The 20,567-nt window shown below is 58.3% G+C and carries 17 protein-coding genes and 1 riboswitch; of the genes, 7 read left to right on the top strand and 10 right to left on the bottom strand.

Features of this window, described 5'->3' with window-relative positions:
- Positions 1-2: 2 nt before the first annotated feature.
- From AC1P02_RS07575 to AC1P02_RS07560, 4 genes are all read right to left on the bottom strand, one after another.
- Positions 3-734: a fimbrial biogenesis chaperone gene (locus tag AC1P02_RS07575; RefSeq protein WP_429179334.1), complete on the bottom strand. Its 732-nt coding sequence runs from the start codon at positions 732-734 to the stop codon at positions 3-5.
- Positions 735-744: 10 nt separating this feature from the next.
- Positions 745-3,276 (bottom strand): fimbria/pilus outer membrane usher protein, encoded by a 2,532-nt coding sequence (locus AC1P02_RS07570; RefSeq protein WP_125608655.1) that lies wholly within the window; start codon positions 3,274-3,276, stop codon positions 745-747.
- A gap of 67 nt (positions 3,277-3,343) precedes the next feature.
- Positions 3,344-3,733 carry a hypothetical protein gene (locus tag AC1P02_RS07565; RefSeq protein WP_005316026.1) on the bottom strand — a complete coding sequence of 130 codons (390 nt, stop codon included), beginning with the start codon at positions 3,731-3,733 and terminating at the stop codon, positions 3,344-3,346.
- A gap of 98 nt (positions 3,734-3,831) precedes the next feature.
- Entirely contained in the window at positions 3,832-4,374 is a 543-nt protein-coding gene (locus AC1P02_RS07560) for a fimbrial protein (protein WP_058394847.1), read from the bottom strand.
- Between the two features lie 906 nt (positions 4,375-5,280).
- A riboswitch (cyclic di-GMP riboswitch) is annotated at positions 5,281-5,367 on the top strand.
- An 88-nt stretch (positions 5,368-5,455) separates the two neighbouring features.
- Between AC1P02_RS07560 and AC1P02_RS07555 the strand changes: the two genes are divergently transcribed.
- The 3 genes from AC1P02_RS07555 (at position 5,456) to AC1P02_RS07545 (ending at position 10,178) form a co-directional block, all read left to right on the top strand.
- On the top strand, positions 5,456-5,788 hold the full coding sequence (locus tag AC1P02_RS07555) for a hypothetical protein (protein ID WP_005316030.1): 333 nt from the start codon (positions 5,456-5,458) through the stop codon (positions 5,786-5,788).
- A gap of 508 nt (positions 5,789-6,296) precedes the next feature.
- A complete protein-coding gene (locus tag AC1P02_RS07550) occupies positions 6,297-9,044 on the top strand; it encodes a collagenase (protein ID WP_485184796.1) in 2,748 nt (915 codons plus the stop codon).
- 171 nt (positions 9,045-9,215) lie between these two features.
- Positions 9,216-10,178, top strand: a complete 963-nt coding sequence (locus tag AC1P02_RS07545) for a SanA/YdcF family protein (RefSeq protein WP_265431067.1) — start codon at positions 9,216-9,218, stop codon at positions 10,176-10,178.
- Positions 10,179-10,243: 65 nt separating this feature from the next.
- On the opposite strand, the gene AC1P02_RS07540 is transcribed toward AC1P02_RS07545, so the two are convergent.
- Together AC1P02_RS07540 and AC1P02_RS07535 are read right to left on the bottom strand one after the other, a co-directional pair.
- Entirely contained in the window at positions 10,244-10,858 is a 615-nt protein-coding gene (locus AC1P02_RS07540; protein ID WP_059111600.1) for a superoxide dismutase, read from the bottom strand.
- Positions 10,859-10,879: 21 nt separating this feature from the next.
- Positions 10,880-11,305 carry a hypothetical protein gene (locus AC1P02_RS07535; RefSeq protein ID WP_408114211.1) on the bottom strand — a complete coding sequence of 142 codons (426 nt, stop codon included), beginning with the start codon at positions 11,303-11,305 and terminating at the stop codon, positions 10,880-10,882.
- Between the two features lie 299 nt (positions 11,306-11,604).
- On the opposite strand from AC1P02_RS07535, the gene AC1P02_RS07530 reads away from it, so the two are divergent.
- Positions 11,605-12,516, top strand: a complete 912-nt coding sequence (locus AC1P02_RS07530) for a lipase family alpha/beta hydrolase (RefSeq protein WP_447829560.1) — start codon at positions 11,605-11,607, stop codon at positions 12,514-12,516.
- Positions 12,513-13,265 carry a lipase secretion chaperone gene (locus AC1P02_RS07525; RefSeq protein ID WP_005316050.1) on the top strand — a complete coding sequence of 251 codons (753 nt, stop codon included), beginning with the start codon at positions 12,513-12,515 and terminating at the stop codon, positions 13,263-13,265. Before AC1P02_RS07530 ends, AC1P02_RS07525 begins: the two co-directional genes overlap by 4 nt.
- Positions 13,266-13,418: 153 nt before the next feature.
- Here AC1P02_RS07525 and AC1P02_RS07520 read toward each other — a convergent pair whose 3' ends face one another.
- From AC1P02_RS07520 to sgrR, 4 genes are all read right to left on the bottom strand, one after another.
- Entirely contained in the window at positions 13,419-14,120 is a 702-nt protein-coding gene (locus tag AC1P02_RS07520; protein WP_485185434.1) for a hypothetical protein, read from the bottom strand.
- A gap of 46 nt (positions 14,121-14,166) precedes the next feature.
- Entirely contained in the window at positions 14,167-14,562 is a 396-nt protein-coding gene (locus AC1P02_RS07515; protein ID WP_005316053.1) for an acyl-CoA thioesterase, read from the bottom strand.
- Between the two features lie 198 nt (positions 14,563-14,760).
- Complete coding sequence (katG, locus tag AC1P02_RS07510; protein WP_485184792.1) at positions 14,761-16,938, bottom strand: catalase/peroxidase HPI; 2,178 nt, start codon at positions 16,936-16,938, stop codon at positions 14,761-14,763.
- A 192-nt stretch (positions 16,939-17,130) separates the two neighbouring features.
- Positions 17,131-18,807, bottom strand: coding sequence for an HTH-type transcriptional regulator SgrR (gene sgrR / locus AC1P02_RS07505; RefSeq protein WP_485184790.1), 1,677 nt, complete (start codon positions 18,805-18,807; stop codon positions 17,131-17,133).
- A gap of 100 nt (positions 18,808-18,907) precedes the next feature.
- Between sgrR and AC1P02_RS07500 the strand changes: the two genes are divergently transcribed.
- Positions 18,908-19,084, top strand: coding sequence for a hypothetical protein (locus AC1P02_RS07500; RefSeq protein ID WP_005316058.1), 177 nt, complete (start codon positions 18,908-18,910; stop codon positions 19,082-19,084).
- A gap of 151 nt (positions 19,085-19,235) precedes the next feature.
- On the top strand, positions 19,236-20,504 hold the full coding sequence (locus tag AC1P02_RS07495) for an O-acetylhomoserine aminocarboxypropyltransferase/cysteine synthase family protein (protein WP_309266072.1): 1,269 nt from the start codon (positions 19,236-19,238) through the stop codon (positions 20,502-20,504).
- Positions 20,505-20,567: the final 63 nt, after the last annotated feature.

The raw sequence follows: 20,567 nt of genomic DNA, 5'->3' as shown, positions 1-20,567 counted from the left end.
GTTCATGTCCCCTTTATGGCTTTACAGGCATTGCCTGCGCACTGGTACTTGATATCCATATATCCGCCGTAATCGTTTACATAGCTGATAATGAATTCACTGCCCAACGTCTCGGGGATCTTGGCATCCAGCTCGGATTTGGGGGCCACCATAAAGGCAGAGAAGCCTTTAATGGATGTTTTCTCTTTGCCCTTGGGATGAGCCAGGCCGACATAGGTGACGTAGTAAGGGGTCGGGTTATTGACCTTCAGGGTTGTGCCCTGCTTGGTGATCGTCACTTGATCCTGCCAGACGGCACCACGCTCAGGGAGGATAGCCTCGGGGCGGTAGAAGAGCTTGATCTTGGATTGCACGGCAATCTGCATGACGTTGCTCTTCTCGCTCTTGGGCGGGATCTCGCGCAGGTTGAAGTAATAGATAGATTCGCGATCTTTTGGCAACGTCTCGATCGCAGGCACGGAGGCGATCCTGACAATCGACTTCTGATTGGCATCCACCCGCTGTACTGGCGGCAGCACCACGAAAGGCGAAGCGATCTTCTGCCCCTGGGCATCTTCAATCCAGGCCTGCGCCAGATAAGGCAGCTTCTGATTTTCGTTTTTGATGTTGAGACTGATGGATTTGGCCCCACCAGGATAAACGGCGCGAGTACGATCCAGCACAATCGCGGCACTGACGTTCAGTGACGTCATACCCAGTACGGCCAGACAGGTAAAAGAGAGCAGCTTTTTCATCGGGTTCCCATTACTTACAAGTGAGCGTCTTCATCGACAGATCGGTTACTTCGTGCGGTGCCGCTATCTTGCACTGACGGGCACCACCCCAGGAAAGTTCAAACGATTCATCCGGTTTTACTCCCGCCAGATAGACCAGGCCATCCTCATCCACGACGGAGAGTACCCGTCCGGCGTCATTGACGACGGTCGCACCGAAGGGCGGATAGGAACCATTGGGCAGCCTGACGCTGGCCAGCAACTTGAAGCCCTGGGCAATTTCAAAGGCATTATACCCAATCGCACCTTCCGTCAGGGTTCCCTGCTTGATGGCATTCATGGCATCTATGTCATCGCTCAGCTGGTCCACGTCGATACGGGTATCGCTCTTGCGATAATCGGTCATGTCGCTGATCACGGCCACGCCAAACCGGTTCGTCACCGCACGCCCATTATTGAAAGAGACATCGGCGACCTTGCCGGTATCTACCATCATGCGGGTTCCTCCACGTCGGGTCGCCTGATGCAAGGCGGCGCCATGTTCGGTCGCCGTCAAACCGCCCCGCATGCTGGCACCAACCGAGGTGTATTCGCTCTGTACGCTGTAGGCATTGAGGCTGACAGCGCCGATGTCACTGTTGTGGTTGTAATAACCTCGCGCGACCGCATGACCATTGCTCTGCACCCCGGCCCCCAGCTGATAGGTATCATCCGGCCGGCTGTAATCCTGATAGGTTGCCAGGTGGGTAACCTTGCCGTTGGAAGACTGCACGCTGTATCCCGCACTCTTCCTGTCCCCGATCGGCATGCTGACCGTCAGCATGACACTCTTGTCATCCTCATAATTCTCTGTCTTGGTCTTGTAAGCAGACAAATAGAGAGAGACATCCTTGAAACTGCCAATATTCACACTCTTGTTGATGGAAAGGCCGTAACGATCTTCCGCATCGTGATTCCAATAGGTTCTATGGGTGTAATCCATATACATGGTCAATGCCTTGGCGGCATCATCAGCCCAGAATGTCTTGTTGGCAGTAATGGTATATAGCTCTTTATCACCCCAGGTATTGTAATCATCACTCGATGCAACGTTATTATTTTCCAGTCGATCCTTGTTACTCAGGAACTGCGACATTGTCATGAAGTTATGTTGCGAGAAACGATAACCCGCAAAGGTGATGGCGCTGTTGTATTCATCGAACTGCTTGGCATAGTTCAACCGAAATGACTGGCCAATCTTGGTAGATAAACCCGGTAATTTCGCAATGGATTGGGTCAAGTCAGCAGAAATAGCACCGAATGCATACAGGTCGCGACCAATCCCCAGGCCCATGGAGTTATATTCGCCAGCAACCAGACTACCACCATAAAGAGACCAGGAGTTCGCCACCCCCCATGAGAAGTCCCCCGTCACAAAACCAGGACCATGGATATCGTGAGCAGAGTCACCCAGTTCTGATGGGGCGCCGACCGAGATGTTGTAGCGAACATACCCTGGCCGGGTCAAATAAGGCACGGTTGCCGTATCTACCTGAAAAGAGCTGACGCTGCCATCCTGCTCTTCCACCCGCACATCGAGGCGACCACGCACAGAACTGTCCAATCCCTGAATACGAAATGGGCCGGCAGGCACGTTGGTCTCATAAATGATGCGGCCAGACTGGGAGATGGTGACTTTGGCGTTGGTCTTGGCGATGCCGCTCACCTCGGGGGCATAGCCTTGCAAGCTGGGCGGCAACATGCGCTCATCATTGGCCAGATTGACACCTGTATAACGAAAACCATCGATCAATTGGGAGTTGAGCTGTTGTTCGCCCACGGTCAGCTTGGCGGCCATGGTCGACAGAGGCCGGTATGCGTAGAGACGGTTAAGCTCGGCTGACGACCGCTCGTCATCCCCCCAATAAGCGCTGGCCTGGTAATCGCCACGCAGGCGCCAGGGACCGTAGTTCGCCCCCAGGGTACCGTAACTGCTGAGGTTGCTGTTGGAGTAGTCGCGCCCTTCATTGACCTGGGCATTGAGGTTGTAATCCAGCATCAGACCAGTGACGCCGACGTCCCACTGCTCGGGCGGAATCCAGTTGGGGTCACTGTATTTCAGCCAGGCCTGGGGGACGGCAATCCTCAGCAAGCCGTTACCAATATCATTGGAGATGATGACCCCATCCAGCGCCAGAAGGTTGGCACACTGACCCTGATGCCAGCTGTCAATCTTGGCGATGGCTTCATCCGTCAGCGCCATCCTGGGAACAAGATCCTGAGGCAAGCAGGCAACGCCGCCCTTTCCCTTGCCGTCTTCCACTTCATAAAAAGGGATTTTCTGGAGTGGCAGCTTGTTCTTGTTGACCTCAATCTCAAGATAGTAATCACCAGGCAGGATATAACCTTCATCTGCAAACTGGGAAAGGTCTATCTTGGTTCGCTCGTCCAGATCAAGCGCATCAATATTAAACTCCGTTTCTGCCAACGCGTTATCTGCCACAGCCAACAGGCAAGGCACGCATAGCATAAAAGCCATTTTTAGATAATGTGTTCTAACAGAGTTTGATGTTGAAACGCTCATATATTCACTCTAGGGGTAACATAACGGTCTCACATAATGAGGTATCTACACTAAGCAATCGGGTTGCTTACATATAATTGAGTTCAAATAGGGCTGTATTGCTCGGATAGAACAACACTCCATTATTCACCCTCAAATCAAGTTCCATATCACGATTGACAATATCGGAGACAATAAAATATTCCCCAGATACCTTGTGATATTTCCCATCACTGACAATACCCAGTTCATCATTCACGACACCATGAACAGACATGGATATAAAAGGCAGTGAGGTATCCACTCGCCCTTCTATCTGACAACCACTGACTTTCAGTACTCTGTGGTTGGCTTGTTGCTGGGGAGTTTTTCTTTGTTCATCCAAAGTGCAGCCTGACTCGGCCAACCCATCCGTTACTTCATTTGCATACGCAGGCATTGCCATCATCACAACCTGCAACACGACTGGCACAATCATTGGAGTTTTCATGGTCAAGGCACGATGTGGGGGAAACCATGTGTGAAGTTGTGGTGGTTTGCACCACCACAACCCGTATCACACGTTAAGGCAGACTATTACTCGTAGGAGAGAGTAAAGTTGGTCACTGCAGTGAAGGCACCGGCAGTCAGCGGGTTGGCAGTCTGGTCGGCATAGCCTTTCAGCACGGCGCTGAAGGGCAGCTCGTTATCACCGTTCACCAAGTTGAAGGCAGTGGTAGGCTCGCCCAATACAATGGCAGCACCACCCGGAGCAGTCATCTTGATACCAGCACCTTTAGCTTGACCACCACCGATAATCAGCAGGCTCGGATCAATACTATCTTTGATGCCACTGAAGGTGACTTTTACAGCATCTTCATCAGGAGTGATTTCACAGTTCAGCAGTTTGATGCTGAACGGCTTGGAGTTGGACTCGCCACCTTTGACCAGCTCTTTGGTGCTGATCTGGCCCATTTCAACAACCTGGTCAACAGACTCGGGAGCAACGGAGCAAGGGGCATTGATAATTTCACCGTTAAAGGTGACTTTACCTGAACCAGCACCGCCGGCAGCAACAGCAGAGCCGCACAGCAGCATGGAACCAACACCCATAGCAACCAAAATTTTATTAGCGTTCATTCTTTATACCTACATTAACGTGTGTTTTATCTCATTACCTAAACCATGCTGGAGTCACAGTGTTAAATAATGAGACGATATGCCACACAGCTACTCTTGCATGACTTTTTCTTCATTAAGCCGGTGAAGATATGAGCCAGACAATCAGTTGCTCTGTGTATGTCCAATTTTATCAAGCCAAGGCAGAAGACCGTATCAAAGGCAGTTCCCGCTACCTTTTATATCTGCACGAATACATATCCATGTAAGCCGTGTAGAAATACTGCTTTCAACCTTTGCTTGGGAAACAAATTAACGACGTATTTGATGCACATCAAATACATTTTGATTTTTATAAATTCTTTTTTAAACACTTTAAAATCATACACTTACAATCGCAACGGAACACATTGAAATAACAAAATACCATTATCAGCACTGTATTGAACATTGGCGATATTAAATTAACCAATAACCTAATCACACCACAAATCAAATTAACAAAAAACCAACATTGAGCACGATAAATATACTCTCCTGGCCATGCTTCTGATCACGTCCAGGCAATCAGGCAATCAGGCAATCAGGCAATCAGGCAATCAGGCAATCAGGCAATCAGGCAATCAGGCAATCAGGATTATCTGAAGCTGCCTGTGATGCACAAGAGGTCACACCTTGCTCTCACGGCAGGGATAACATTCAAAGTTTCCATGTCAAATAACATTGGCTTTAAAACATCCGCAGTTGTTGGCTCACTCTTTACAGGAATTCATAACTATTAATTTAATTGGAAGGAAATAAAAAATCATCAATATGGAACAGGCATATTTTCCCACCAATACTAATCGGCACTTGTGAGGTGTGACTTATATCCCATCTTTTTTTATAGCGATTGATTTCTCAAAGTGGGGTGTTATCATCCGAACATAGAGTAAAGGGCAAACCGATCGAAAGGTCGGGACGCAAAGCCACCGGTCTAAGGGTGTAGATACCTAAGACAGCGGAGCTGCCAACTGAGAAGAGTGATGTCATGATCTAAATGCCATTCTCTTTGATTGCGTTGCCCTTTTCGTACAACGACATGTGACGAAAAGGACATAAAATGAACACTTGCATCCCCTCCACCGGTTCTGTCCGCAAAAGCATTATCCGTTGCGCCTCCTCAGCCGCCACCGCCTTGCTGCTTGGCGCTGCACTGTTGCCCGCTACCGCGTCAGCTTACGATGGCACTGTGACCCTGACTGGCACCATTTATGAATCACCCTGTGACTTTTCTGACAACAGCGTGACCTGCTATTCCGGCGCACAGCGCCAAACCCTGGATTTGGCCAGCCTGCGACAAACTGGCAGCCTCAACGCCATCAATGGCACCCTGAATTACAAGCTGTCAGAAGGCAGCAATAGCATGGCCATAGTGACCGTCAGTTACCTCTAGTTTCCTCCTGAGCCTGGCTCAGGATTGCTTGAGGATCAGGGCCGGCATACCGATTGGTTTGTCGGCAGCCTGCCTTGGTCACTATCAAAGCAACCTCTGTTGCCTCTGTGTCGCGTCCCTCTTGTCAGTCTCGGTTGCCCCTCTGCTCCGAATCCTCTCGATCTGTTTCCACTCCCTTTCACCCTTTCTTGGGTCACAGCGTCATGGCCACATAAACGCCTGGCGACCGCCAGTACAGAGCCTCCATACCATTCGGACATGAGGCCCACCTGCCCATGACACAGCAAACCTCAAACGAGAGCTGGATCACACTCACAGCGTGGAGGCTTAGATCCCCCCCAGATGGCAGATGAGTCCTTGCTATCGCTGCAGCCCCCAATGAGACTCAATGTATTTTGATAGATGCTAAATAAATGATTTATATGGCCTGATTGGTGAGTTGATACCCTTTTGGAACTAAGTACATTGCCCGCGATAACCACGCAGACTCTCATCCAAAGGGATAAAAATGAACAATCTGGGTACAAGGTTGCTGCTTCTGGCAGCACCGGGCCTGCTCGCCACCTCGGCGCTGGCCAATTACTCCCCCACCGACTGGCAAGCATACCGGCTGAACGGTGAATCGAGCCGCCAGCTGAGCGATCGCGTCACCGAAGTCACCTACGAGCTCAGCGCCCGCAATGACGATGCCCCCTATCAGCAACTGCGCGTCTATCGCCGCTTCGACTGGAACGATAGCGACCTCAGTGCTCTCGCGGAGCAAGTCTGCGGCGAGCCGCAGCTCAGGATTGAGCAGGGCTGGCAGATCCGTTACCTCAGCTGCGAGCAGGTGGTGCCGGCAGGCAAGGCCATCCCGGCCAGCAGCTATGACTATGGTTACGGCCTGGAGCAAGGCCGCTGGGAGCCACTGGCCGGCACTCCGACCGCACCGCGCCAGGATCGTATGCCGCTGGCCGAGCGCATCATACTGGGTCACAGCGAGCAGGAGCTGGATCGCTGCGAGCTCAACGCCCAGGGTCGCTGCGCCGAGCAGGTTTGGCAATATCAGCCACAAAACTGGCAGCAACTGAGCGTGCTGGAAGAGACGCCCAACGAGCGGGATGGCCGCCTCGAGCAGATCTTCTTCCGCCTGCAACCCGTGCCAGGCAGTCAGGCCGCCAGCCAGGTGAGCGAGATCCACGTATGGCGCAAGTACAGCTGGCAGCTGGACGAAACCAGGGCGCAGCAGGAGTGCGATGAACCCCAGACCCGCCAGGAAGGGGACAAGACCATCAGCTATCGGGTTTGCCGCCAGACCCTGCCCGCCGGCAGCGAGGTGCAGGTAGTACTGAAAGACACCGGCTATCAATACCCGGTCGGTGGCAGCGAATGGCAGACACTGCCGGAAACCGACGAGTGGCAAGAGAGCCGGGTGCTCAATCGCCCCATAGTGCTGGCCAGCAAGGAGGAGCAGCTCGACTGCCGTCGCGCCGATGGCCGCGCCTGCTCCGAGCCGGAGCAACCGGGCACGGATCTGCTGGATGCCGATGCCGCCAGGATAGTGCAGGACGCCAGCGGTCAGCCCGCTCCCGTCTGGCAGGAAAACTATGGCCACGATGACACCAAGCTGCTGGCCGTGTCACGGGGCATGCAGCGTCTGCTGGCGGCCAATCAGCCCGCCCATCCGGCCATGAAGCTGCTGCTCGAATATGTGCGCGCCCACAACTATCACAACTACGGCAAGCACAAGGAAGATGGCCCGGCCGCCGCCGAGGCGCTGGCTGAAGCCCTGACTGCGCTCGGAGCCCATCCGCTGCTCTATCCGGAGCAGGCCAGCGATGAGGTGGGAGCCGTCATGGGTGCCTGGAGTATCGCCCTGCATGGCCAGTTCAAGAGCCCGGCGGTGCAGAGCCGGTTCGGTACCCTGCTCGGCCAGTTCAACCAGATGCTGGCTTACAGCACCCGCCACGCCAGCGAGATCAATGGTCAGCATGCCTGGGCAACGGGTCTGTTCGATCTGCTCAACTTCCTCGACTTCGCCAGTGACTACAGTGATGCCTTCGCCGCCGATTTCCGCCAGCAGGATGGTGAGCTGCGCAAACAGCTGCACGCCCTCGGCATGAGCGAGCTGTCGCTGTGGCAAGGACGGGATGGCAAGGATCTGTTCCTGCTCAACAATGTGCTGGATGCCTACACCCGCCTCTATCGGGTCGCCCGTTATACCCGTCCCGACGAGAGTGAAAACTATCGCAAGCTGCTGGATGGTTCAGTCATCGATCTCATCCGTCATCACAGCCTGATCCCGGGTGGCCAGCAGAGCCAGGATCTGCTGGAAGACATGTCACTGACACTCTCCACCTACTATCTGACCTACACGGATCGCACCAGCGAAGCCTGCATCAGCGGCGAGTTTGCCGGTCTCTGCACCCCGATACGGCTGGAGGATGTGCTGCCGTTCGAACATACCTGCTCGCCGACCCTGCACCTGCGGGCCCAGGAGCTGAGCCAGGATCAGGCCGACGGCATCTGCCGCGAGCTGGGCGCCGAGGAGCAGCAGTTCCATCAGCAGATGGAAACCGGTTGGCAGCCGGTGGCGGATGACAACAACGAGGCGCTGGAGCTGGTGATCTTCAACTCCTCTGCCGACTGGAAACGCTACGGCGGCGCCCTGTTTGGTGGTGTCTCTACCGACAACGGCGGCATCTACATCGAAGGAGATCCGGCTCGCCCCGGCAACCAGGCCCGCTTCTTCGCCTATGAGGCTGAGTGGAAGCGCCCCGCCTTCCAGGTGTGGAACCTGCGCCACGAGTATGTGCACTATCTGGATGGCCGCTTCAACCAGTACGGCAGCTTCGGTCACTACCCGCTCAATCGCACCACCTGGTGGTCGGAAGGGCTGGCGGAGTTCATCGCCCACGGTCAGTGCTTCGCCCGTGGCATGGACAATGTAGCGGGTCGCCCGGCGGCCGAACGACCGAGCCTGGCCGACATACTGCACCTAGATTACGACAAGGGTGGCGAGATGGTCTACTCCTGGTCCTATACGGTGCATCGCTTCCTGAACGAGACCGGCCGCGGTGCCAGCTGGCTTGCCATGGCCCAGGCCCTGCGCAACCCGGACCAGCAGCAGGCGATGAGCGCCTTCGAAGCCGAGCTGGATCAGCTGATCGCGAGCGACAGCGAGGCCTACCAGAGCTGGCTGAGCCGCGATCTGCTGCCATGGTGGGAGGCCAACAAGGAGTCTGACGAGTGCAAGGCCAACGACTCCTCCCACTGAGGTTGAGACGTTAGCGACAGAGGGCAGCCACGGCTGCCCTCTGTTTTTATATGAGTACTTTATATAGGTGACGGATCAAGCGGTTAGAAGACAGCCAGATGCGACAACCTCTGCCCGAGTGACGCCATAGGCAGTTATCAAGCCTGACGCGCAGCGGCAACTTGTAATAGAATGACCCTCTGTCACCTCCTACTTCAGACCCGAACTGCACCGCGCATGAAGAAGTTTGCCAAGATCCTCCTCGCCTGCTTTTGCCTGTTGCTGGTAGCTGCCGCCATGCTGCTGGGCTACAGCGAGTGGACCGTCTCGGACACCCGCCACTACACCTATGACGACGTCGATGCGGTGCCCTACAACAGGGTCGCACTGGTGCTCGGCACCTCCAAGTACCTGATTGGCGGCAGTTCGAATCACTACTTCAAATACAGGATCAAGGCCGCCGCCGAGCTCTACAACAATGGCAAGGTGGACTACATACTGGTCTCCGGTGACAACGCGACCGTCCAGTACAACGAACCACGCCAGATGCGGCGTGCCCTGATCCAGGCCGGTATTCCGGCCAAGGTGATCTACAGCGACTACGCCGGCTTTCGTACCCTGGACTCCATAGTGCGCGCCAAGGAGGTGTTTGGTCAGGCCCACTTCACAGTGGTGTCGCAGGCCTTTCACAACGAGCGAGCCATCTTTATCGCCCGCCACTTCGGCATCGAGGCCGTCGGCTTCAACGCCAAGGATCCCAGCGCCTATCAGGGTATCAAGACCCGGGTGCGCGAGGTGTTTGCCCGGCTGATGGGACTGCTCGACCTCTATGTTTTGGACAAGGGACCCAAATTCCTCGGCGAGCCCATCGTCATCGGCGGCCCGGTTCCCTGTCTGACATTGAGTACCCTGGGTATGAGCCAGCCCTGCCTGCCTATTCCCCCTGTGACGCAGGACAAGCAGCCGCGCGACAAGACAGCTCCCGCCGTCAATGCCGCCAGCTCGGCCGCGGCGACCAGTGCCGCATCGACCACGAGCGCAGCAGCAACGACCGGTACATCGCCTGCAACCAGTGCTGCCACAGCAGCCAGTTCGTCGCCTGCAACCAGTGCATCGGCGGCAACCAGTTCAGCAGGCGCCAATCCAACGCCCTGACCAGACAAAAAGAGACCCGCCGGATAGCGGGTCTCTTTTTGTGAATGGAACAAGACGCTAGCAGATCAGGCCAGCGCCTGCCGGTAACGACGCTCCACCTCGTCCCAGTCGATCACGTTGTAAAACGCTGCTATATAGTCGGGACGCTTGTTCTGGTACTTGAGGTAATAGGCGTGCTCCCACACGTCCAGCCCCAATATGGGCGCATGGCCCAGCATCAGGGGACTGTCCTGATTGGCACTGCTCTCCACCTGCAATTTACCCTCCTTGTCGACCACCAGCCAGGCCCAGCCGCTGCCGAAGCGGCTCAACGCCGCCTGGGTGAAAGCCTGCTTGAAAGCATCCAGCCCTCCCAGATCCCGCCGGATCGCCTCCGCCAGCTCGCCAGTCGGCTCACCGCCGCCTTGCGGGCTCATCACCTGCCAGAACAGGCTGTGGTTGGCATGACCCCCCCCATGATTGCGCACCGCCCCCTGCACCTTGACCGGCAGGCTGTCGAAGCGGGCAAGCAGCTCATCCACCGGCAGGGCGGCCAGCTCAGGAAAAGCTTCCAGCGCGACGTTGAGGTTGGTGATGTAGGTCTGGTGGTGACGACTGTGGTGGATCTCCATGGTCAGCGCGTCTATGTGGGGTTCCAGCGCATCGTAGGCGTAAGAAAGGACTGGCAGGGTATGGCTCATGATCACCTCTTTTTATTGTGATTAATGCAATTGATGGGCGGGCTCGGCGTGGCACAGGCACTGACCGAGGCAACGCTGAATGGCATCCTGAGTGCCGTGCTTGCGCACGAAGGCGATCAGCTCGGTATGGGTGCTGCGGGTATGGCGCAGAGCCGCGGCCCGCAGTGGGCTCGGACAGGCGGGGGACTGGCTGGTAGCAAGCAGGCAATCGTGGATATGGCACAGCAGATCGGCTGCGCGGTCCGGCAGCGTCATGGCGATCAACAGATCTGCCAGATTGTGATGAGCCACCACCAGGGCAGCCACTGCCTCGTCTGCATCGGGCCAGAAAGAGAACTGCTGGCGAGCCAGCCACAGCGCCTGCTGATAATAGGAGAGTGCCTTGGCGTACTCGCCGGCATCGAAGTAGCGATTGCCACTCAGAGTCTGCTGCTTCCAATGCACCATGCTGCTGTCCGAGTCGGTTGTCCCGACCCATCCCTTCACCCAGGTTCCTGTCATGATCCCAGCCACTCAAATGATAATAATTATTATTTAACTTATGTAGTGACCGAATACAAGGGATACTTGATCTTCGCCAGCCTGACGCCTTCTCCTCTCCTGCCCATATGGGTAGGGCTTTTTTGAATCTGTCTGTTTAGTGATCACTTGCACAGATGCAACTGGCCGGGTTGGCCATGCTGGCGGGTACTGGCATGAAGCCGGTGGCTGTCGGATGGACAGCCTATTTCACAAGGATGATGACGATGAAAAGATGGCTATTGGTGCTGCTGTGCGCCCTGCCCATGCTGGGTCAGGCGGCAGGTTATACCCAGACCCGTTATCCCATGGTGCTGGTGCACGGATTGTTCGGCTTCGACAAGCTGCTCGGGGTCGATTACTTCTACGGTATCCCTCAGGCCCTGACCCGGGACGGTGCCCGCGTCTATGTCGCGCAGGTCTCGGCTACCCACAGCTCGGAACTGCGCGGTGAACAGTTGCTCAAGCAGGTACAGCAGGTGCTCGCCATCACGGGTGCTGACAAGGTCAACCTCATAGGTCACTCCCACGGCAGCCCGACCATACGTTATGTCGCTTCTGTCGCCCCGGAACTGGTCGCCTCAGCCACCAGCGTGGGGGGCGTCAACTATGGCTCCGAGATAGCAGACCTGGTGCGTGCCAACGTAGCCCCTGGCTCGATAGCCGAGAAACTGGCGGCCGCGGCCGCCTCGGCACTATCCGGTGTCATCTCGCTGCTCTCCGGTGGCAGCCAGCTGCCACAGGATCCTCTCGCCTCCCTCGATGCGCTCACCAGTGCAGGAGCCCAGCGCTTCAACCAGCGCTACCCAGAGGGGCTGCCCAGCCAGTATTGTGGCGAAGGGCCGCTGCGCGCCGCCAACGGCGTCTACTACTTCTCCTGGAGCGGGCGCGGCAGCATGACCAATGTCCTGGATCCGGTGGATCCTGCGCTGGCCCTCACCAGCACCTTTTTCAGCGAGCCCAATGACGGCCTGGTCGGGGTATGCAGCAGCCACCTCGGCAAGGTGATCGGCACCGGCTACCGGATGAACCATCTGGACGAGGTCAATCAGTCGTTTGGCATCCATCACCTGTTTGATACCGATCCTGTCACCCTCTACCGCCAGCACGCCAACCGCTTGCAGGGTCTGGGGCTATGAAGCGATCCCTCCTTCTCGCCCTGCCTCTGGGCGGAGCCTTCTTGCTGGGGGCCGCCCTGTTATGGCCCGACCCGCCGCCGAGTCTGAATGCCGCCCCCGAACAGGGAGCCCTGCGTCATCAGCTGGCCCAACGCCTGGAACAGGGCGAGGCTGACGCAGAGAACCCACTGCTGGCCCGCTACCAGGTTTTTCTGGCGGCGGAGGGCCGCCTGACGGTGCCGACGGATCCGGACCTCGCCAGCCTGCAGCAGCTGTTTGACCAGCGTGAACAACTGCGCCAGCAGAGCTTCACCCCGGCCGAGCAGGATCAGCTGTTTGCCGAAGACAGACTGATGGAGCAGTGGACCCTGCGCCGCAAGGCGCTGGCCCAGGCGAGCGATGCCGACAAGAAGATGCTGGCCGGTGAACTCGAACTCTGGCTGACGGAGCAGCCCCAATGGTTCAGAGAAGCAGAGGTCAACAGCCGACTGCTCGGCGAGTTGCAGACGCTGGCGCAATTACCCCCCGCCGAGCGAGAAGCCGTGCTGCTGGAGCAGCTGGGACCAGAGGCCGTGGATCGACTGCATCAGCTGGAACAGAGTCAGCAAGGGTTCGAGCAGCAGCTGGCAGGCTATCTGGCCGAGCTCACCCCTTTGCCCGCCCTTGATCGGGCCGAGCAGCAACAGGAGATACTGGCGCGCTGGTTTCCCGCCGAGCAGTGGCGGCGGGTCGAGGCACTGACCCGGTTGCGGCTCGAAGAACAGCCATAAACAGCAAGGGGGCCCTGATGGCCCCCTTGCTTCATGCTGCAACCGCACTCATTATCGCTTGTTGGCCCTCGGCAGTGGCTGCCAGGTCCAGGGGAATAGACCACAACGACAAGGGGGCCCTGACGGCCCCCTTGTTTCATGCTGCAACCCTACTTATTGCGGCTTGTTGGCGCCGGGCAGTGGCTGCCAGGTGAGACGGGTCACCTGGGAGCCTTGCACATCGCACTTGAGGTTCAGATCCTGCCAGCCCTTGTCCTGGCGCAGGGAGACCTCTCCTTCGATGCCCGATTCACTCACCTTGAGCGTCTTCTGCTCGAAGGTCACCTTGTCGCCCCTGGCCAGATCCATCAGCTTGCCGTTGCAGAGCCAGTGGGTGAGTTCGGCACCTTTCAGCTTGACGCTGCCACTGCTGGCTTTCTGCTCCGCAGGGCTGATGGCAAACAGCCTGGCCAGGTCAGCAGATCGCTTGGTGAGCCAGGCTTCACGCTGTTGCATGCTTATTTTGCTGACGAACTCGGCAGGCTGTCCCTTGTTGTCAAGCCAGTGGGTCAGCTTGCCTTGCTCATCGAAGGCAAACTGGGCGGCAGGTTCTCTGACCCCGAACAGCTTGCCCCCCTTGAAGTAGTAACGGCTCTCCCCTTGCAGCTTGCCCTGCTCGTTCATGATGGGCACGGCTATGATGACGGGGGTGCCATCGATCCAGGCCTTGATCTCCACACCGTCATGACTGAACAGACGGGTGTCGAGCGCGCTCTCGGCCCCCCGGTCGATCAGGGTGAACTGCTCCGCAAGAGAAGCGGCCAGAGAAGGCAGGGAACAGAGTCCCAGTGTCAGAGCAGTCACTGTGTTGCGCATTATGTTCCTGTGCATGGTTTTCCTGTGGTAGGCCAACAGGCCAAGGTTAACTCTCTATCAGCCAGGCCCGCAGCGCTTCCCTGTGCTTGTCACTCAAGGGAAGGGATTGGCGGGTCTGATAGTCAAAATGGATCAGGGTCGTTTCGCCGGTGACGGCCAGCTCACCGCCCTGCCAGGCTTCCTGCCAGAGCGTGAAGGAGCTGGATCCGATGCGGCGCACCCCGGTGTTGATCGATACCTGCTGACCATAAAACAGCTCGCGTTTGAACTGTACCGTATAGCCCGCGATGATCAGGTGCCAGTTATGCACATCCAGCTCGGGAGAGAAGATGCGAAACAGGGGATCCCGCGCCGCCTCGAACCAGACCGCCGGCACCGTATTGTTGATGTGGCCGAGGGCATCTGTCTCTTGAAAACGGGGTTGGATCTGCATTTCCAGCATGGGCGACTCCTTGTCAGCAGGGGCTTGGCAGCTAGCCATCATCAATGAATCAAGATGTTACCTGATATCCAGTCCAAAAGGACAGCGGCGGCACTGCTCTCCGGTACTGGCCAATCTCTGTCGCAACCCCAGGCAAGCCTTGGCTCAGGACAAAAAAATACCCCGCACACCCGGGTGTGCGGGGCCGTCGGGTCAGCCTTAGCTCATCAGATCAAAGCGGTCCGCATTCATCACCTTGTTCCAGGCACTGATGAAATCGCAGACGAACTTCTCCTTGTTGTCATCCTGGGCATAGACCTCGGCGTAGGCACGCAATACCGAGTTTGAGCCGAACACCAGATCGATCCGGGTCGCCGTCCATTTCACCTTGCCGCTCTTGCGATCGCGCACTTCATACAGACGATCTCCCGCCGGGTGCCAGGTGTTGGCCATGTCGGTGAGGTTGACGAAGTAGTCGTTGGTCAAGGCCCCTTCCCTCTCGGTAAAGACACCGTGCCGGGTGCCGCCATGGTTGGTGCCGAGCACCCGCATGCCGCCCACCAGAACCGTCATCTCATGGGCCGTCAGCCCCATCAGCTGGGTGCGATCCAGCATCAGCTCCTCCGCAGTGACCGCATAGTCCTTTTTCAACCAGTTGCGGTAACCGTCGGCAAGCGGCTCAAGTACGTCGAACGACGCCACATCAGTCTGGGCCTGAGTCGCATCACCGCGACCCGGACTGAAGGGGACTGTCACCTCGACCCCGGCGGCCCTGGCCGCCAGCTCAACACCCAGGTTACCCGCCAGCACTATCACATCCGCCACGCTGATCTGGCTGGCGGCGGCGATGGGCTCGAGCACCTTGAGCACCCGCGCCAGTCTGGCCGGTTCATTCCCTTCCCACTCCTTCTGCGGGGCAAGCCGGATACGGGCACCATTGGCACCGCCACGCAGATCCGAGCCCCGGAAAGTACGGGCGCTGTCCCAGGCGGTACTGACCATATCGCTGATGGAAAGGCCGCTGGCGGCAATCCTGGTCTTCACCGCAGCCACGTCATAATCGGTACGCCCGGCAGGCACAGGATCCTGCCAGATCAGATCTTCAGCTGGCACATAAGGCCCCACATAGCGGGTTTTCGGCCCCAGATCCCTGTGGGTCAGCTTGAACCAGGCGCGGGCGAAGGCATCGGAGAAGGCCGCCGGATCAGCGCGGAAACGCTCGGCGATCTTGCGGTACTCGGGGTCGAACTTCAGCGCCATGTCGGCGTCTGTCATGATGGGGTTGTGGCGAATTGCAGGATCTTCCACATCCACCGGCTTGTCCTCTTCCCGTATATTGACGGGCTCCCACTGCCAGGCACCGGCCGGGCTCTTTTTCAGTTCCCACTCGTAGTTGAACAGTAGGTAGAAGTAGCCGTTGTCCCAACGGGTGGGGTGGGTGGTCCAGGCCCCTTCAATGCCGCTGGTCACCGCATTGCGACCAATGCCCCGCTGGGTCTTGTTGAGCCAGCCCAGCCCCTGCTCCTCGACAGCGGCACCTTCCGGCTCGGGCCCGAGCAGCCGGGCATCCCCATTGCCGTGACATTTGCCTACCGTGTGCCCCCCGGCCGTCAGGGCGACCGTCTCTTCGTCATCCATCGCCATGCGGGCAAAGGTGACCCGCATGTCCTTGGCGGTTTTCAGAGGATCCGGATTGCCGTCGACCCCTTCCGGGTTGACGTAGATGAGCCCCATCATCACTGCCGCCAGCGGGTTGTCCAGATCCCGCTCGCCAGAGTAACGACCGCCGGGCTTGCTGCTCGGTGCCAGCCACTCCTTCTCCGCGCCCCAATAGATGTCTTTCTCGGGGTGCCAGATATCCTCGCGGCCGAAGGCGAAGCCGAACGTCTTGAGCCCCATGGACTCATAAGCCACGGTGCCGGCCAGAATGATCAGATCGGCCCAGCTGATCTTGTTGCCGTACTTTTTCTTGATGGGCCACAGCAGACGCCGGGCCTTGTCCAGGTTGGCGTTGTCAGGCCAGGAGTTGAGCGGAGCAAAACGCTGATTGCCGGTACTGCCACCACCACGGCCATCGGCGATACGATAGGTGCCGGCCGAGTGCCAGGCCATGCGGATCATCAGGCCGCCGTAGTGGCCCCAGTCTGCCGGCCACCAATCCTGGCTGTCAGTCATCAGGGCGGTCACATCCTGCTTGAGGGCGGCCATGTCGAGCTTCTTGAGCTCTTCCCGGTAATTGAAACCGGGCCCCAGCGGATTGGTCTTGGTGTCGTGCTGATGGAGAATGTCGAGGTTGAGGCTCTTCGGCCACCACGCCATGTTGGCTTGCTCGCCGGAGGTGGTACCACCGTGCATGACCGGGCATTTTCCTTGGGAACGTTCTGAATTGTTGCTCATCTTTTTCCTCATTTGCTCTGCTTTCCATAACCTGAACCAGCATGGCACTTTGGAATTGAATGTCCAATGAACTGCGACCCGCCGACCCATAGTAAAAACGGCAATTAAAACAGGATGACGATCTGCCGGAAGAGCACCTTGCAGGTACAAGGTGAGGCGAGACAGGTTCAACCCACCTCATAAGCATCGTCCTTACTCGGGGCGAAGCCAGGCACTGCGAAAATCAAACCAGCCGAGGGCCGTCATGCGCACCCCGTGCACGCCGACCCGGCTCTCCAGCTCCAGCCAGTGGTGGAACAGGGGCACGAACCAGCCCTGTTGCTGCACCCGGGCCAGCAGAGCGCGCGGGCCCGGCTCCTCACCGCTGGCACGCCACCGGGTCAGGCCCTGCCATAAAGCATGCTGACTGGCCCACACCTTGTGCAGCAGCGGCGTGCCCAGCAGCCAGGCGTAGGGGGCGAAGGCATGCTCGTGCTCCAGATTGAGGGTGCCGAGCCAGAGATCCACATCCTCATCCACCCCGCTCACCCAGCGGCCGTAATCCAGGGTGCGAACCTCCAGCCGGATCCCCTGTTCTGCCAGCAGGCTGGCCATGGCGCCGGCACACTCGTTGAACTCCAGATGCTGATTGAAACAGGCCAGCACCAGCCGCGTCGGCAGTTGCTCCGGCGTTGGCAATGACGCAGGCAGGGCCTCGCGCCAGTGGGGCAACAGACCCAGCGCACTGGTCCAGCCCCGCTGCAACTCGGGGGCGACCCGTGCCATCAGGGCGATGGGGTTGAGCAGCTGGGCCAGCCAGTGACGCAGGGCGGGATCCTGCAAGGATACGGATCTGTCGTCCTGCAGCAGGAAGTAGCAGCCGGATTCAAGCTCGGACTCACCGCGCATGCTGCCGAGTTCAGGGCTGTCACGTCCCAGCTGCAGGTGGGTCTCCAGCCGCTCCGCCAGCTCCGGCAGCATCCAGATGTCGATCTCGTCGAGCAGGGTACGCAGACCGAAGTAGTCGTCGAACGCCTCCAGACAAAGGTGGAGGGGATCGTTGGCGGTCACCTTGTAGGGGCCCGTGCCCACCGGCTGCAGGGCAAAGCCCGCCTCCCCCTTGAGCTCCCGCGGCAATATGGTTGCCACCGGTTCGGCCAGCAGGTGGGGCAGCAGAGGATCCGGGCTGTCGAGATACAGATCCAGAGTGCGTGGCCAGGGGCTCTCCAGCCGAACCAGATGGGCGAACAGGGGACGATCCCGCAGTGCCAGCAAACTCTCCATCACATCTTCTACCACCAGCTCACGGCCGTGGTGAAAGCGCACCACCGGCCTCAGATAGAAGCGCCAGTGACAGGGCCCCAGACACTCCCAGTGGTGGGCCAGATCCCCTTCGATTTCCCCATTTTCCTCATTTCGTCGGGTGAGACCGTTGAAGATCTGTCGGCTCAGGTGAATTTCGGAGCGACGCAGCGGATCCGTGGGCAGCAGCTGGGGCAGCGGCCGATAGTAGGGCACCCGCAGGATCTGGCGTCCCTCCCGGGTGGCCTGGCCGAGTTGTTCGATGAGCAGCGGGGTGAGCAGATCCAGCCGACCTTCCGCCAGCCGCACCGCCTGGGCAAGCTGGCCCTGACTCAGCAGATCCCGCAGGCGGCGCCGGGTCAGACTCTCCTGGCTGTCGAGCAGGGTGAGCCGGGAGCGCCGTCCCCTGCCCGCCTCGGCTGACCAGCTGAGCCAGCCCTGATCCTGCATCCGCCGCAGCAGCAGGCGGGCGTTGCGCGGGGTGCAGCAGAGCAGGTCCGCCACTTCGGCGAGACTTGCTTCCCGCTCATCGCAGCCAAGCTGCTGGGCGAGTCGTTGAAACTGCTGATAAAGGCGACTGGTCGGCATAAAAGAGGAAATCCTGTTGCTATAAGTCATCAGTTTTTACTTCCGCATTTTAGCTCAATACTGCTGATGAACATGAGAGCCACAGCACAGGAGCATCATCATGAACCAGCAAAGCGCCCCCAAACCGAACCGGATCCAGCAAACCCTGCGTCGCTACTTCAAGCGGATCCTCCCTCGCCCGTTGACCCTGATCGAGGATCCCATGAGCCAGCTCAACCGCCTGATGCAGTGGGACATGCACCAGATCGATGACAAGGAGTATCGTCGCCGCCTCTGAGTGCAGCCCCGGTTGCTCAAAGGCGAGGCATGCAATTGCTTTACCGGATTGGGTGGTTTACATCGCCGCTGAGCCTGATAGATTGGACGTCTATCCATCTATAACTGCCCAGCTGTAACTGCGACAAGCAACATCCAACAAGGAGTGTGTGATGAAAGATGCGACCCTGGCCCTGCACCACGGCTTTTCCAGCGATCCCACTACCAAGGCGGTCGCTGTGCCCATCTACCAGACGGTGGCCTACGAGTTCGACAGCGCCCAGCACGGGGCGGACCTGTTCAATCTGGCGGTGCCGGGCAACATCTATACCCGCATCATGAATCCCACCAACGATGTGCTGGAACAGCGGATGGCCGCGCTGGAAGGGGGCATCGCCGGGCTGGTGGTCTCGGCGGGTTCCGCCGCCATCACTTACGCCATCCAGGCGCTGACCGCCGCCGGCGACAACATAGTCTCTACGCCCCAGCTCTATGGCGGCACCTACACACTGTTCGCCCACATGCTGCCGAGCTTCGGGGTTGAAGTGCGCTTCGCCAGTGATGACAGCGCCGAGGCCATCGCCGCCCTCATCGACGACAAGACCAAGGCAGTCTATTGCGAGAGCATAGGCAACCCGGCAGGCAACATCGTCGATCTGGCCGCCTTTGCCAAGGTGGCCCACGCCCGTGGCGTGCCCCTCATCGTCGACAACACGGTCGCCACGCCGGTGCTGTGCAAACCCATAGAACACGGCGCCGATATCGTGGTGCACAGCCTGACCAAATATGTCGGCGGCCACGGCAACTCGCTGGGTGGTGTGGTGGTCGACTCGGGCAAGTTCCCCTGGGCGGATAACGCAGAACGCTTCCCCCAGCTCACCCAGCCCGAGCCCTCCTACCACGGTGTGGTCTACACACAAGCCTTCGGCCCCGCCGCCTTTATCGGCCGGGTTCGCACAGTGCCCTTGCGCAATACCGGCGCGGCGCTGGCCCCCATGAACGCCTTCCTGCTGCTGCAGGGGCTTGAAACCCTGAGCCTGCGCATGGAGCGCCACGTGGACAACGCCCTTCAGGTCGCCCACCACCTCAAGCATCATCCCAAGGTAGCCTGGGTCAGCTACGCCGGTCTGCCGGGACATCCCCACTATCTGCTGGCGGAGAAGTACATGGGGGGCCGGCCGTCGGCCATCCTCTCGTTTGGCTTGAAGGAGGGCTATGAGGCCGGGGTGCGCTTCTACGATGCCCTCAAGATCTTCAAACGGCTGGTCAATATCGGCGACGCCAAGTCGCTGGCTTGCCACCCCGCCTCCACCACCCATCGCCAGCTGAGCGAGGAGGAACAGGTCAGGGCCGGGGTCAAGCCGGAGATGATCCGCTTGTCGGTGGGGATAGAAGCGATCGAGGACATATTGGCGGATCTGGATCAGGCGCTGGAGGCCTGAGTCAGCCAACGAGAGAGCGGGCACTGCCCGCTCTCTTGATTTCTCCATGCCGGTGAACCAGTC

Source organism: Aeromonas sp. TS_SC_11 (assembly GCF_057318915.1).
The sequence above is the reverse complement of the archived record's forward strand: the minus strand, read 5'-3'. Positions and strand labels throughout refer to the sequence as shown.

Bases quoted from the DNA above. Each gene is read 5' to 3' on its own strand.
- AC1P02_RS07545 (WP_265431067.1), top strand. From the start codon at position 9,216: ATGACCCTCTGTCACCTCCTACTTCAGACCCGAACTGCACCGCGCATG.
- AC1P02_RS07530 (WP_447829560.1), top strand. From the start codon at position 11,605: ATGAAAAGATGGCTATTGGTGCTGCTGTGCGCCCTGCCCATGCTGGGT.
- AC1P02_RS07500 (WP_005316058.1), top strand. From the start codon at position 18,908: ATGAACCAGCAAAGCGCCCCCAAACCGAACCGGATCCAGCAAACCCTG.
- AC1P02_RS07575 (WP_429179334.1), bottom strand. From the start codon at position 734: ATGAAAAAGCTGCTCTCTTTTACCTGTCTGGCCGTACTGGGTATGACG.
- AC1P02_RS07555 (WP_005316030.1), top strand. From the start codon at position 5,456: ATGAACACTTGCATCCCCTCCACCGGTTCTGTCCGCAAAAGCATTATC.
- AC1P02_RS07525 (WP_005316050.1), top strand. From the start codon at position 12,513: ATGAAGCGATCCCTCCTTCTCGCCCTGCCTCTGGGCGGAGCCTTCTTG.
- AC1P02_RS07515 (WP_005316053.1), bottom strand. From the start codon at position 14,562: ATGCTGGAAATGCAGATCCAACCCCGTTTTCAAGAGACAGATGCCCTC.
- AC1P02_RS07495 (WP_309266072.1), top strand. From the start codon at position 19,236: ATGAAAGATGCGACCCTGGCCCTGCACCACGGCTTTTCCAGCGATCCC.
- AC1P02_RS07550 (WP_485184796.1), top strand. From the start codon at position 6,297: ATGAACAATCTGGGTACAAGGTTGCTGCTTCTGGCAGCACCGGGCCTG.
- sgrR (WP_485184790.1), bottom strand. From the start codon at position 18,807: ATGCCGACCAGTCGCCTTTATCAGCAGTTTCAACGACTCGCCCAGCAG.
- AC1P02_RS07570 (WP_125608655.1), bottom strand. From the start codon at position 3,276: ATGAGCGTTTCAACATCAAACTCTGTTAGAACACATTATCTAAAAATG.
- AC1P02_RS07560 (WP_058394847.1), bottom strand. From the start codon at position 4,374: ATGAACGCTAATAAAATTTTGGTTGCTATGGGTGTTGGTTCCATGCTG.
- katG (WP_485184792.1), bottom strand. From the start codon at position 16,938: ATGAGCAACAATTCAGAACGTTCCCAAGGAAAATGCCCGGTCATGCAC.
- AC1P02_RS07540 (WP_059111600.1), bottom strand. From the start codon at position 10,858: ATGAGCCATACCCTGCCAGTCCTTTCTTACGCCTACGATGCGCTGGAA.
- AC1P02_RS07520 (WP_485185434.1), bottom strand. From the start codon at position 14,120: ATGCGCAACACAGTGACTGCTCTGACACTGGGACTCTGTTCCCTGCCT.
- AC1P02_RS07565 (WP_005316026.1), bottom strand. From the start codon at position 3,733: ATGATTGTGCCAGTCGTGTTGCAGGTTGTGATGATGGCAATGCCTGCG.
- AC1P02_RS07535 (WP_408114211.1), bottom strand. From the start codon at position 11,305: ATGGTGCATTGGAAGCAGCAGACTCTGAGTGGCAATCGCTACTTCGAT.